The organism is Mesocryomonas lacus, from assembly GCF_055730135.2.
Genome location: NZ_JBUZWE020000011.1, coordinates 167,096 through 178,576, shown reverse-complemented (window position 1 = coordinate 178,576; position 11,481 = coordinate 167,096). Strand labels below are relative to the sequence as shown.

At 66.2% G+C, this 11,481-nt stretch carries 13 protein-coding genes and 1 pseudogene; 7 read left to right on the top strand and 7 right to left on the bottom strand.

The genetic code is table 11. From position 1 onward, the window contains the following. Positions 1–304 precede the first annotated feature (304 nt). A complete protein-coding gene (locus ACZLZY_RS17895; RefSeq protein ID WP_472935559.1) occupies positions 305–697 on the top strand; it encodes a GFA family protein in 393 nt (130 codons plus the stop codon). Between the two features lie 225 nt (positions 698–922). Next, positions 923–1,849, top strand: a complete 927-nt coding sequence (locus ACZLZY_RS17890) for a manganese catalase family protein (RefSeq protein WP_472935558.1) — start codon at positions 923–925, stop codon at positions 1,847–1,849. Positions 1,850–2,193: 344 nt separating this feature from the next. Here the strand turns inward: ACZLZY_RS17890 and ACZLZY_RS17885 are convergent, their stop codons facing one another. The 4 genes from ACZLZY_RS17885 to rimM all read right to left on the bottom strand — a co-directional run bounded on the left by ACZLZY_RS17885 (position 2,194) and on the right by rimM (position 5,358). After that, positions 2,194–3,015, bottom strand: a complete 822-nt coding sequence (locus ACZLZY_RS17885; RefSeq protein ID WP_472935557.1) for a class I SAM-dependent methyltransferase — start codon at positions 3,013–3,015, stop codon at positions 2,194–2,196. 78 nt (positions 3,016–3,093) lie between these two features. Then, entirely contained in the window at positions 3,094–3,630 is a 537-nt protein-coding gene (gene rplS / locus ACZLZY_RS17880; protein ID WP_472935556.1) for a 50S ribosomal protein L19, read from the bottom strand. Positions 3,631–4,102: 472 nt separating this feature from the next. Then, positions 4,103–4,786: a tRNA (guanosine(37)-N1)-methyltransferase TrmD gene (trmD, locus tag ACZLZY_RS17875; RefSeq protein WP_472935555.1), complete on the bottom strand. Its 684-nt coding sequence runs from the start codon at positions 4,784–4,786 to the stop codon at positions 4,103–4,105. Further along, positions 4,783–5,358, bottom strand: a complete 576-nt coding sequence (gene rimM, locus ACZLZY_RS17870) for a ribosome maturation factor RimM (protein ID WP_472935554.1) — start codon at positions 5,356–5,358, stop codon at positions 4,783–4,785. The genes trmD and rimM overlap by 4 nt, the downstream gene beginning before the upstream one ends. A gap of 196 nt (positions 5,359–5,554) precedes the next feature. Here rimM and ACZLZY_RS17865 point away from each other — a divergent pair, with 196 nt between their 5' ends. Further along, entirely contained in the window at positions 5,555–5,863 is a 309-nt protein-coding gene (locus ACZLZY_RS17865) for a BrnA antitoxin family protein (protein ID WP_472935553.1), read from the top strand. 79 nt (positions 5,864–5,942) lie between these two features. On the opposite strand, the gene rpsP is transcribed toward ACZLZY_RS17865, so the two are convergent. Together rpsP and ffh are read right to left on the bottom strand one after the other, a co-directional pair. Beyond that, positions 5,943–6,410 carry a 30S ribosomal protein S16 gene (rpsP, locus tag ACZLZY_RS17860; RefSeq protein WP_472935552.1) on the bottom strand — a complete coding sequence of 156 codons (468 nt, stop codon included), beginning with the start codon at positions 6,408–6,410 and terminating at the stop codon, positions 5,943–5,945. Between the two features lie 60 nt (positions 6,411–6,470). After that, positions 6,471–8,030, bottom strand: coding sequence for a signal recognition particle protein (ffh, locus tag ACZLZY_RS17855; protein ID WP_472935551.1), 1,560 nt, complete (start codon positions 8,028–8,030; stop codon positions 6,471–6,473). Between the two features lie 314 nt (positions 8,031–8,344). Between ffh and ACZLZY_RS17850 the strand changes: the two genes are divergently transcribed. Both ACZLZY_RS17850 and ACZLZY_RS17845 read left to right on the top strand, forming a co-directional pair. Beyond that, a complete protein-coding gene (locus ACZLZY_RS17850; RefSeq protein ID WP_472935608.1) occupies positions 8,345–8,710 on the top strand; it encodes a type II toxin-antitoxin system RelE/ParE family toxin in 366 nt (121 codons plus the stop codon). Further along, entirely contained in the window at positions 8,694–9,011 is a 318-nt protein-coding gene (locus ACZLZY_RS17845; protein ID WP_472935550.1) for a type II toxin-antitoxin system RelB family anti-toxin transcriptional regulator, read from the top strand. The genes ACZLZY_RS17850 and ACZLZY_RS17845 overlap by 17 nt, the downstream gene beginning before the upstream one ends. 47 nt (positions 9,012–9,058) lie before the next feature. On the opposite strand, the gene ACZLZY_RS17840 is transcribed toward ACZLZY_RS17845, so the two are convergent. Then, positions 9,059–9,928, bottom strand: coding sequence for a LysR family transcriptional regulator (locus ACZLZY_RS17840; protein ID WP_472935549.1), 870 nt, complete (start codon positions 9,926–9,928; stop codon positions 9,059–9,061). A gap of 106 nt (positions 9,929–10,034) precedes the next feature. Between ACZLZY_RS17840 and ACZLZY_RS17835 the strand changes: the two genes are divergently transcribed. Together ACZLZY_RS17835 and ACZLZY_RS17830 are read left to right on the top strand one after the other, a co-directional pair. Next, positions 10,035–10,259: a hypothetical protein gene (locus ACZLZY_RS17835; RefSeq protein ID WP_472935548.1), complete on the top strand. Its 225-nt coding sequence runs from the start codon at positions 10,035–10,037 to the stop codon at positions 10,257–10,259. A gap of 50 nt (positions 10,260–10,309) precedes the next feature. Beyond that, positions 10,310–11,413 (top strand): annotated as a pseudogene (locus ACZLZY_RS17830) (MBL fold metallo-hydrolase). Positions 11,414–11,481 lie beyond the last annotated feature (68 nt).

Here is an 11,481-nt window from a genome sequence, read left to right as displayed (position 1 = left end):
GCCGGCGCGCCGGCAGGGCCTATCGGGTGAAGACGCGGGCTTTGACGCCCGCGGGACGCGTTCAGACCCGTAGGCCGATGCCGTCGATCAACCGATAGAAGAACCGGCCGGGCAGCCGCGTGCGGTCGTCGAGCGGGGAAAAGCCCAGCGTCGTCGGCAGAACAGCGGAAGTGGAGCGGACCGGATGCATGGCGCCAAAATAGCAATCTGCGGGGTCCAAGACAATGGAGCCATTCCAAAGCTGGCCGGGCAAGGTGGCTGGCTTAATTGTGGTACCGATGGTGGTGGCGGGAGGAAACGCAGCATGAATCAGGTCACCGGCGGATGTCTCTGCGGCAACGTCCGCATTACCGCGACGGGAGAGCCGTATCGCGTCGGCGTTTGCCACTGCCTCGACTGCCGCAAGCAGTCCGGCTCGCTGTTCAACGCCTCGGCCATCTTCCCGGCGGACGCGGTGACCATCACGGGCGAAACGCGGGCGTTCAAAGGACGGTCGTTCTGCCCGGAATGCGGCTCGTCCGTGTTCGGGCGCAGCGGCGACGAGGTCGAGGTCAGTCTTGGAGCACTGAATGAGACGGACCAGTTCGCGCCGACATATGAGCTTTGGATGATCAGGCGGGAGGGATGGCTACCGGCTTTCACGAGCCTGCATGCGTATGACATGGACAGGGAATCAACCGCGCGGTGCGAAACGTAAATCGAGCGAGCGAACGCTTCCGACAACAAATGTTACTCGGCACCGACTACGGAGATGGTCATGTCATCGCGACGCGATGCGGTCGCGATCTCAGACAAACTCAAGCACAACAACGGATGAGATACTTTGTGCGATAACGCTCGTTAGTCTGAACCGCGCCGTTATTTGGGAACGGCCGCTCCAAGCCGGGATTGACCTCAGTCATTCCCCACCTGGAGATCTCCCATGTTCATGCGCATCGATAAGCTACAGGCCGAACTGCCGGCGCCGAAGCGGGCGGATCCGAATGCGGCGGCAGCGCTGCAGGAACTGCTCGGCGGCAAGTACGGCGAGATGTCGACGCTCGGCAACTACATGTTCCAGAGCTTCAACTTCCGCTCCAAAGACAAGCTGAAGCCGTTCTACAGCCTCGTCGCCTCGATCACCGCCGAAGAGCTCGGCCATGTTGAGCTCGTCTCGAACGGTGTCGCCATGCTGAACAACGGGCCGGACAAGAAGGACGGCGACATGGGCGATGGCGGCGACATCTCCGGCGCGCCCTTCGAAGACATGAAGGACATCCGGCTGGCCGCCGCCTTCCTCTCTGGCGCCGGCGGCGCGATGCCCGTTAACTCGAACGGTGCGTCGTGGAACAACGACTTCATCACCACCACCGGCAATGTGGTGGTCGATCTGCTGCACAACTTCCACCTCGAATGCGGCGCGCGGCTGCACAAGCTGCGGGTCTACGAGACGCTGACCGACCCGACCGGCCGCGAAGTCTGCGGCTATCTCCTGGTGCGCGGCTCGGTACACGCGCATGCCTACGCGCTGGCGCTGGAGAAGATCACCGGCGTGAAAATCAAGGACTTCCTGCCGACGCCGAACATCGACCTGTCGAAGATCCCAGAATGCCAGAAGTACCTCGACGAGGGCTCGCACCGCCGCCTCTACACGTTCTCGCCGAACGACTACAAGGACATGGCGGGCATCTGGGGAAATGGCGAAATGGCGCTGCCGGGCGACCCCCAGGGCGAGCTCGAGGTCGTCGAGGGCCATCCGGAAGGCGGCAAGATCCACCAGCTGACCGGCGTCCCCTCGGCCTTCACCCCGGACTACGCGCCGGAGGAAATGTTCGAAATCGCGTCAAAGCTCTACAAGAAGTCGCGCTAACTTCGCTTCAAGTACAACAGAGACCGGTCGCCGAAAGGCGGCCGGTTTTTTTCACGCCGGACACTTCGATAATCTGGTGAACTGGAGCGGGTCGAAGCGCAGCGGACGCGGTCGCGGCCTCCCAAATTCGTCATCCTCGCGCGAAGCGCGGGGACGCATGCCGGGGCCTGAAAGAGGGTTCGGCGGTGAAGGAAAGTTCTTCCTCGTCCGAAGCGGAGCCGATAGCGCGGCGGCATGGATCCCCGGCCTGCGGCCGAGGATGACGAGGGTTGAGGATTGCAACGCTCGGCGCGGCAGCCGTCGGGCATCAGCCCGCTGCCGAAACCCGCCGGTCTTACGGTGCTTCAGGCGGGCTTTGTCGCCTGCAGCGAGAAGGCGAGCGGGATTTTCGGCATGCCGTCGGGGAGGCTGAAGAGGTCCTCGCCGGTCTCGACCATGCCGGGGAAGGCGCGCCAGGCGATCTGGTCGTGCTCGTGCAGGAAATCCAGCCGAAGGCCCGCGCCGAGCACGCTGCCAACGACCTCGCTGATGGGGTGCAGCCATTCATAGTTGCGGGTGTTCTGGATTGGCCGCGTGTCGCCGGTGTAGGTGGTCGCTTCGTCAAAGGCGAGCGGCGCCGACGGCGGCGTCTGCCAGTCGAAGCCGACGTACAACCGCCCGTCTTCGGCCACCATCTGGTTCATCACCGGATGGCTCTCCAGCAGATAGAGTTTGCCGCCCGGCCGCAGCACGGCCGAAACGACGCGCGCCCACGTACCGAGATCAGGCAGCCAGTTGATGGCGCCCCAGGTGACGAAGGCGATGTCGTATTGGGCGGCGCCCAGGACCTCGACCGCCGCATCGACCGATGCCTCGACGAACCGGGCCTGCGTACCCGCCCGCGCGGCAAAATCGCGGGCGGCGGCGATCGCGGCCGGCGAGAAGTCGAGATCGGTGACGGAGGCGGCGCCAAGATGCTTCAGCGACAGCGTGTCGAGGCCGATATGGCATTGCAGGTGGACGACGTCGCGGTTTGCGAGATCGCCGATCTCGGACGCCTCGATGGCGTGGAGGCTCGACCCGCCGGCCAGCACCGCGGGTATGCGGTAGGAGCCGGTGGTGTCGCTGGCGTGGAGTCCCGCCCGCTCGTCCCAGTTCCTGAGATTGGCCGCAGCAAACGCATCCATGTCGATCCTCCCCAAAACCCGGCATAAAAAAAGCGGCCCGGAGGCCGCTTTTCAAGGTCGTTTCGAACGGTGCCGATCTTACTCGGCGGCGCTGTCCTTGGCGGCAGCGGCCTCGGCGGCAGCGGCTTCCTTGGCGTTGGCCTCGGCGGCAGCCGCATCGAGCGTCGCCTGGCGGGCTTCGGCCTTCACGGCGTCGGCCTTGGCCTTCTCGTTGATGACGATCTGGCGGGCGTCATCGTTCAGCTTGCGCGCGCGCACGTTGGTGGCCTCGACGATACGGGCCGACTTGCCGCGGCGATCGCGCAGGTAATAGAGCTTGGCGCGGCGGACGCGGCCGCGGCGGACCACTTCGACGCTCTCGAGCATCGGCGAGTACATCGGGAAGACGCGCTCGACGCCCTCGCCGTAGGAGATCTTGCGGACGGTGAAGTTTTCCTGGATGCCGGCGCCGGCGCGGCCGATGCAGACGCCCTCATAGGCCTGCACGCGGGTGCGGGTGCCTTCGGTGACGCGGACGTTGACGCGCAGCGTGTCGCCAGGGGAGAAGGTCGGGATGGTGCGGACTGCCGCAATGCGCGCGACCTCAGCAGCTTCCAGTTCAGCAATGATGTTCATGGGCGTGAGCCTCTCTTTGTTTCATGCCGGGTGTCCCGGTCATGGCCGTCGATACGGTCAAGTTATTCTGAGGAACGCGGGTGCCTTACACGGAAGGGGGCGGTTTGTCGAGTTGGGCGGGACGGGAAATCTCGCGCCGTTGCGGCGGGGGGAGGATGGGTGGGATGGAGCGGTGCGGCGGGGTTGGTCCGGTGGTTCGGCGGGGTTCGGCCAACAGTGCGGCGGCGTTCGTCCGGCGTTGCGGCAGCGTGCCCCCCTCTGGCCTGCCGGCCATCTCCCCCACGGGTGGGGAGATCGGATGGTCGCCGGCGTCGCAGCTGCCGATCTCCCTCCTTGTGGGGGAGATGGCCGGCAGGCCAGAGGGGGGCGCCGTCAAGCGCGGACAGGAGCGCCCGGCTGCCAGTCATATAGCGCAAAGGCATGGCCCCTGAGCGCAGGCTGACCGCCCGACCGCCACCGCCCTCAAGCCGCCTCAGCCCTCCAACAGATCCGGCCGCCGCGCCCGCGTCAGCTGCTCGGCCTCCGCACGCCGCCAGCGCTCGACCGCGCCGTGGTCGCCCGAGGTCAGCACCGCGGGAATACTGCGCCCCTCCCATTCCGCCGGGCGGGTGTAGTGGGGGTGCTCCAGCATGCCAGTCTCGAAACTTTCGGTCTCGCCGGACTGGGCATTGCCCATGACGCCCGGCAGCAACCGCACCACGGCATCGAGCAGCACCAGCGCGCCGAGTTCGCCGCCGGAGAGGATGTAGTCGCCGATCGACACCTCCAGGAGGCCCCGCCCCTCGATCACCCGCTCGTCGACGCCCTCGAAGCGGCCGCAGACGATCACCACGCCGGGGCCGGCGGAGAGCTCACGGACAAAACCTTGCGTGAGCGGCCGGCCGCGCGGGCTCATGAGGAGGCGCGGGCGCGTGTCACCCTCGGGGGTGGCGTGGTCGATCGCCTTGCCGAGCACGTCGGCGCGCAGCACCATGCCGGCGCCGCCGCCGGACGGCGTGTCGTCGACCATGCGGTTGCGGCCGACCGAGAAGTCGCGGATCTGCACGGTGTCGAGCGTCACGTCGCCGCGCTCCAGCGCTCGCCCCGCGAGCGACACGCCGAGCGGCCCCGGAAACATCTCGGGGTAGAGCGTCAGGACGGTGGCGCGAAAGCTCACTTCTCCTCCTGCTCCGCCGCGGCGCGCGCCTCCGCCTCGTCCTCGTCCGGGGTCGAGACGAGGCCGGCCGCCAGCGGCTCGACGATCATCACCCGGCGCTCGACGTCGATCTCGGGCACGGCGGCCTCCGAGAACGGGATCATCACCGAGGAGCCGCGCTCTGGCTTGATTTCGACCACCTCGCCGGCACCGAAATCATGGAATGCGATGACGGTGCCGACCGGCTGCCCGTCCGTCGTCTCGACGGTCATGCCGACCATGTCGGACTGGTAGAAGGCATCCGCATCGTCCTCCGGCAGCGCGCTGCGGTCGACGAAGAGCTCGGTGCCGTTCAGGAGTTCAGCGCCGTTGCGGTCGGAGATCTCGTTGATCGTCACCACCACGACGTTCTTCTGGATGCGCGCGGAGCGGATCGTATAGGTGTTGCCCTTCGCGTCGACGAGCGGCCCATAGGCCTTGATGTCGACCGGGTTCTCGGTGAAGGACTTGATCCGCACCTCCCCCTTGATCCCGTGCGCCCCGCCGACGACGCCGAGCAGGATGGGGTTTTTCGGGAACTTGGCGTCTGGCACGGGGCAATCCGATCGAGGATGACGGGGCTTGTAAGGCGAGAGCGAACGTCTGCGAGGAGTTGTCCGGCTCGTCAAGTCGGCGTTGCCACCGAGGGCCGGAAATCGGCATGATCGTGCTGCCTTGGCTGCGCCGGCCGCGCCGGGCAGACGAGGATCATTTCGTTGCGCAAGGCCAATGCCAGGGAGAAAAGGCGCTATGTCGACGACCTCGCGTCACGCTGATGCCCGCGCACGGGCGCGGCAGACGGCAAGCCGGCAGCTGGGCGAGATCAGCTGGGCGGAAGATCTCGGCATCACCGTCGTGGCGCTGACGGACCCCGACAACCCGCCGATGGAATTCAACGAGAGCCGCGACATCCGCCTCGCACGCCCCAAGCGGCGCGTGGAACTCGCCCTCGACATCGATCTGCTCGATCATCTCGCGGAGAGCCCGGACTGGGAAGAGCGGGTGAACGAGATCCTGCGGCTGGCCGCACGGATGGATGCCGCGTCCTCGGGCGACTGAGCTTCCAAAAGCAAACGGCGCCCGAAGGCGCCGCTCACGTACTTTTCCTTCAGCCGAAAGAACCTTCCGGCAAAGCCGATCAGGCCGCCGGGGTCTCGTCCTCGGCAGCGGCCTCTTCGGCCGGGGCGTTCTTGGCTTCCTCGGCGGCAGCGGCCGCGGCAGCAGCAGCCTCGGCAGCGGCGGCGGCGTCAGCCTCGGCCTGCTCGCGGGCGTCGATCACCTTCTGCTCGCGCTCGGCAATGCGCTCCTGCGCCTTCTTGCCCGGCAGGCCCTTGGTCTCGTTCTTGCGCTCGGGACGGTTGGCGATGCCCGCCTGGTCGAGGAAGCGCAGCACGCGGTCGGTCGGCTGGGCACCCTCGCCGAGCCAATGCTTGATGCGGTCTTCCTTCAGGGTGACGCGGGCGGCGTCCTTCGGCAGCATCGGGTTCCACGAGCCGAGGGTCTCGACGAAGCGGCCGTCGCGCGGCGAGCGGGCGTCGGCGACGACGATGTGGTAGTAGGGACGCTTCTTGGAGCCGGCACGGGCGAGACGCATCTTCAGGGGCATTTTAGGTTCCTTGCGTTGAGTTCTTTAGGTTCAGAGGTTCTGCAAACCGGGAAAGACCGGCTATTTCTTCTTGCCGGGAAGGCCCGGAAGTCCTGGGAAGCCGCTGGGCAGGCCCGGCAATCCGCCGCCGCCGCCGAGACCCGGCGGCAGGCCCTTCGGCATGCCGGGCATCCCGCCCGACTGGGCCATCTTGGCCATGGCTTCGAGCTGTTTCGGGTCCATCTTGGACAGGTCCGGCATGCCGCCCATGCCGCCGGCACCACCGCCGAGGCCAAGCTTGGCGCCGAGGCCGCCCATCAGCTGGCCCATCATGCCGCCCTTGCCCTTGTTCATCGACTTCATGACGTCGGCCATCTGCCGGTGCATCTTGAGAAGCTTGTTGATGTCGGCGGAGGAGGTGCCGGAGCCGGCCGCGATGCGCTTCTTGCGGCTGTGCTTCAGAAGATCGGGATTGCCGCGCTCGGCCGCGGTCATCGACGAGATGATCGCCAGCTGGCGCTTCAGCAGCTTGTCGTCGATGCCGGCGGCGGCGACCTGGTCCTTGATCTTTCCCATGCCGGGCATCAGGCCCATCATGCCGCCCATGCCGCCCATCTTCTGCATCTGGCGGATCTGGTCGGCGAGGTCGTTCAGGTCGAACTTGCCCGACTGCATCTTCTTGGCCATCGCCGCGGCCTTTTCCGCGTCGATGTTCTCGGCCGCGCGCTCGACGAGGGAGACGATGTCGCCCATGCCGAGGATGCGGTCAGCGATGCGGGAGGGATGGAAATCCTCCAGCGCGTCCATCTTCTCGCCGGTGCCGATCAGCTTGATCGGCTTGCCGGTGACTGCGCGCATCGACAGCGCCGCACCGCCGCGGCCATCGCCGTCGATGCGGGTGAGGACGATGCCGGTGATGCCGACGCGCTCGTCGAAGGAACGCGCAAGGTTCACCGCGTCCTGGCCGGTCAGGCTGTCGGCGACGAGCAGGATCTCGTGCGGCGCCGAACGGGCCTTGATCTCGGCCATTTCGAGCATCAGCGGCTCGTCGATATGGGTGCGGCCGGCGGTGTCGAGGATCAGGACGTCGTAGCCGCCGAGGCGCGCGGCCTGCGCGGCGCGGCTGGCGATCTCGACCGGGTCCTGGCCGGCGATGATCGGCAGCGTCGCAACGCCGGTCTGCTCGCCGAGGATGCGCAGCTGCTCCTGCGCGGCGGGGCGCCGCGTGTCGAGCGAGGCCATCAGCACCTTCTTGCGCTGCTTCTCGGTCAGGCGCTTGGCGAGCTTGCCGGACGTCGTGGTCTTGCCCGAGCCCTGCAGGCCGACCATCATGATCGTCACCGGCGACGGCGCATTGAGATCCACCGGGACCTGGTCCTGGCCGAGCATCGCGATCAGCTCGTCATGGACGATTTTGACGACCATCTGCCCGGGCTTGATCGACTTCAGGATTTCCGCGCCGACGGCCTTCTCGCGCACCTTGTCGGTGAAGGAGCGGACCACTTCGAGCGCGACGTCGGCCTCGAGCAGCGCCCGGCGCACCTCGCGCAGCGCCGCCGACACGTCGTCGTTGGACAAGGCGCCGCGGCCGGTGAGGCCGTTCAGGATCGAACCGAGCCGGTTCTGCAATGAGTCGAACATGTCTTCCCTTCCGTCCTCTTCGCAAGCCGGCATCCTGGGGAGCCGGTAATGCTTGCGAAATGTGGTGACGGACCAGCAACCGCAACGCCCGCGACAGCCCAAAGCAAAGCGTCATCCGCGGGCGACACTCGCTGGCGGATGGTGACCTCCGTGCGGCTCGTCGGGGTCGACGGGAGGGGCACGGTCGGCGGCTCGCGGACGGACAGTCGCGGATTTGGGAGACGTAAAGCACGGTTGGGCGGAAGGGTCAAGAAAAGCGCGGGCGGGGTACGGCAACATCTTGGCCTCCATAGGACGCAGTGCTATACAACTCTATGGGGCCGCGCATCTTTAAAACGAAGTGGTTTGCCAAGGCTGCTCGCAAGGCAGGGGTATCCGACGCTGCGCTCGGAAGCGCGATCGCTGAGGTCGCATGCGGTCGAGCGGTTGATCTGGGCGGCGGCGTCTTCAAGAAGCGGCTGAACGACAACCATCTTCGCGCCATCATCCTCGCAAGGGCGGGCGAATCCTGGGTCTTTGAATATCTGTTTGCGAAGAGCGATCGCGCGAACATCGACAGCGAAGAGTTGCAAGCGTTCCGCACGCTGGCCAAGGCGTATGGCAACCTGGCTCCCCTTCAGGTTCAGCAACTGATCGACAGCGGTCACTGGAAGGAAATCGAAAATGGCCACGAAGTTTAAGTCGGACGCCTTCGAGGCCATCCATGCGTCCGCCACGGCGCTGCATGCGGTCGGGGCCATGGACAAGGCCACGCTTCGCAGCTTTGACGCCACTTGCATCGATGTGCCCCCGACCTTCGAGCCGGACGAGATCAAGGCGCTTCGGGAAAGCCAGAACGTCAGCCAACCGATCTTCGCGCGCTACCTCAACACCAGCACGTCGACGGTCCAGAAATGGGAGAACGGTGCCAAGAAGCCAAGCGGCCCGGCGGTCAAGCTCTTGGCGATCGTGCAGAAGCATGGGTTACAGCTGCTAGCCTGACCAATACCCTCGCGGCCGCATTGGGCAAACTTGCCCACGCGTGGACCTTAGGACAGCCCCAGCTTCAAAGTAAACGCATCGCGGACTGCGTCGGCCATGCCAGAGACGGCAGAAGCGCGAGAGTTGGCATTCTGCAGCAGGCCGACACTCGATGCATCAATGACGTCGAACCCCTCCTCCAGCGTCAACTCGCGGCACTGATGCGGAATATGACTTCGTGACAGCGGTGCGATCGCCAAGCCGCAGGTCGCGGCAGCCTGCAGTGCACCACTGGTGTCGGCGGTGTAGGCGATGCGGAACGGCACCGCCAACTTCTGCAGCGAGGCGAGCGCCGCAGCCCGGCACCAGCCTTGCGTGTCGTTGAGAGCCACAGGCAAGGGGCGGTTCTCGTGGATACAATGCACCGATGACGTCACCCAGACGGTAGGGTCGATCATCAACGGCTCGGCCATGACGCTGCCTGAGGGCTCGAACACCACGGCAAGATCGAGATCGCCCGCCTCGAAAGCCAGCCGGTGGGCCGCAGACTGGCCGTACTTGACCGTCACCTCGACCAGTGGATGCAGCTTGGCAAACACGCCAAGCGCCTTCGGTAGGAGGGTGTGACTGTACTCTTCCGGGACCCCGATCCGAACGGGGCCGTTCAGCGGCCGAAGCGGCATCGCCGCAGCGGTCTCGTCGATCAGGGCAATGATCCGCCGCGCATTGGCGAGCAGCATTTCGGCTTGCGCCGTCAGCGCCACACCTCGGGGTCCGCGATCGAACAGCACGGACCCCACGACATCTTCCAGCCGCTTGATCTGCAAACTGACGGCAGACTGGCTCCGCCCAACGATCTCGCCGGCACGGGTGAAGTTCAACGTGTCGGCAACCGCGACGAAGGTGCGCAGGAGGTCGCTGTCGAGTCCGTTGGCCATCTGTCGTATCCCTCCCCCGGTATTCGTATTCGTCATGACTAGACCGCCTGGAACTCGTTGGTCAAATGCCTTCACGGCTCCGAGGGTGACGGCCGGAGGATCGACGATGGCATGGTACAGCAGCATTTTTGGATTGCGGCGGCGGGTGGCGCATTGGCGCGACGCACGGTTTTGGCGATTAGATGCCGAGGCGCGAGCTTTGGAGGACGTTCTCGACAAGCTCGATGACCGCCTGCTGATCGATGTCGGCCTTGATCGCGCCGAACTCGAGCGGCATCGAAGCCGACCGAAACGAAGGGCCGTGCGCGAATGGGATCGGTGGCAAATCTGAAGCCGCCTGCGGATCGCACCGCGCGGCACCATCTTTAGACGTCTCGCACGATGTTCAGCAGGCGATCCCTAAGGCCCTCCATGAAACCCTTCGCCAATCCCTACTGCCGCGGCCCGGTCTCCGACCATTTCGACGGCACCCGCTTCTTCAACCCCGGCGGCGAGATGCCGGCCTCGCTGAGGGCGATCTGGGAATGGCAGCGCTCGGGGCAGCGGGAGCGCTGGCCTTCGCGCGTGCCGAGCCCGCTGCCGCTCGACGTGCCGCCGGCGCGGGTCGAGGGCGAAGCGGCGCGGATGGTGGCGGTGGGGCATGCGAGTTTCCTCCTGCAGGTCGGTGGGCTGAACATCCTCATCGACCCCGTCTGGTCAGAGCGCTGCGCAGCGCCCTTTGGGCCGAAGCGGTTCAACCCGCCGGCGGTCCGCTTCGAGGACCTGCCGGAGATCGACGTCGTCTGCGTCTCGCATTCGCACTACGACCACATGGACAGGGCGACGCTGCAGCGGCTCCACGACGTCTACCGGCCGCGCTTCATCGCGCCGCTCGGCTGCGACACGCTGATCCGCGGCTTTCGGCGGGGCGCCGACGTCTCGGCGCACGACTGGCACGACCGCGTGGTGCTGAACGACGCGGTCGCGGTGACGCTCGACCCGACGCACCACTGGTCGGCGCGCGGGGCGCTCGACCGGCGGATGACGCTCTGAGCCTCCTTCGCCTTCGAGACCCCGGCCGGGCTGATCTACTGCGTCGGCGACAGCGGCTTCCATGGCGGGATCAACTACCGCGCCGCGCGGCAAAAGTTCGGGCCGCCGGCGCTCGCGGTGCTGCCGATCGGCGCCTACAAGCCGCGCACCGTGATGCGCCCCCAGCACCAGGACCCGGACGAGGCCGTGCGGGCGGCGCGCTTTCTCGAGGCTGAGCTGACGCTCGGCAGCCATTTCGGCACGTTCCAGCTGACCGACGAGGCGGAGGAGGACCCGGTGCTGCGCCTCTCCCGGGCGCTGGCGCGGTGGGATCTGCCGCCGGACCGGTTCGTCGCGGGGTGGCCGGGTCTCGTCGTGCAACTACCGCATGGGCTGGTATCGTCGATGCCCACGCCGCTGGCCGCCAACGAGGCGACCATGACGCCGACGGATTTTGGCAATGCCGTACTATGATTGGCAAATGCCCCAGGCGAGCCGAAACGACCGGAAAAACAGGAGCCTGCTTTGACGGAAATCATCAG